At 36.0% G+C, this 986-nt stretch carries 2 protein-coding genes; both read left to right on the forward strand.

Annotated elements, in window-relative coordinates; genetic code table 11:
* Positions 1-63 precede the first annotated feature (63 nt).
* Complete coding sequence (locus QVP40_RS10805; RefSeq protein WP_138271202.1) at positions 64-495, forward strand: nucleotidyltransferase domain-containing protein; 432 nt, start codon at positions 64-66, stop codon at positions 493-495.
* Positions 480-920, forward strand: a complete 441-nt coding sequence (locus tag QVP40_RS10810; protein WP_022068434.1) for a HEPN domain-containing protein — start codon at positions 480-482, stop codon at positions 918-920. Before QVP40_RS10805 ends, QVP40_RS10810 begins: the two co-directional genes overlap by 16 nt.
* Positions 921-986: the final 66 nt, after the last annotated feature.

A 986-nucleotide genomic window follows, 5' to 3' on the forward strand; every position in this document is an offset into this window, starting at 1 on the left:
TATTATATTCATTTTTTCTCTTTCAGCAATGCTATCTTGAAAAACAGGCAATAAACTAGTACAATGAAGGCAACAAAATATCATTTAATTTCAAAGATACAATGGGGGGACTCAGATATGCGGGTTGGAAAGAGTAAAAAGGCGAATGCTACATGTATCAGAAGGAGTGAAGCCTCATTAAATCACGCTATCCGTAAAATTAAAGAGTCAGGTATTGCCCCTTATGTCAGTGGTCTGTATTTATATGGCAGCTGTGCCAGAAAAGAACAGGATTTTAACAGTGATGTTGATTTGCTGCTTGAACTTTCACCTGACTTTAATACAAAAAGATACAGGGATGTTGTGATTTTACTCAAAGGTTCTGTATCTCCTTCTGCACTGGAACTGCCAGATGTGGACTTAAAGGTCGTAATAGGGGACTCCTGGAAAAGTAACAATATGTTATATTATAAAAATATAAAAATGGAGGGAATTAATGTATGGGAAATTCATTAGAATCATATTTTGACTTTGCAGAAAATGACTATCTCTTTTTTAGACAGGCTTACGATTCTAATGTAAGAGGAAGTGCTTTAGCAGCGCTTGGTCAAAATATATGTGAAAGATATCTGAAACACATTATTTCAGAATATGCGATCCCGGACACAAATCATGAGATGCGCGAAAAGGAATGGATTTTAAAATCACATAGTCTGAACAAACTTATGAAATATATTATGGATGATATGGGAATCAAAATACCAGATGAAGCAGAAACTAATATGGGTGTTATTGACGGATTCTACTTTACCACGAGGTATCCCGGGGCAGATAGTTTTATGCCCACTTCCAGAGATATAGAAAAAGCAAACAGGGCAGTAGAAAGCACACGTAATTTCGTACTTGACGTTTGTCATAAATTAGATCATGAGCAGTTGTAGCTATCATCCTTTCTGAATCCATAAATGGCATCTGCCATTAATTTGACAGATGCCATTTATTCTCCC

It is taken from the genome of Blautia sp. CAG:257 (assembly GCF_000433815.1).
Taxonomy (GTDB): Bacteria; Bacillota; Clostridia; order Lachnospirales; family Lachnospiraceae; genus Blautia_A; species Blautia_A caecimuris.

What these genes read in the sequence shown, in the direction of transcription:
- QVP40_RS10810 (WP_022068434.1), top strand. Translation starts at nt 480, where the DNA reads ATGGGAAATTCATTAGAATCATATTTTGACTTTGCAGAAAATGACTAT.
- QVP40_RS10805 (WP_138271202.1), top strand. Translation starts at nt 64, where the DNA reads ATGAAGGCAACAAAATATCATTTAATTTCAAAGATACAATGGGGGGAC.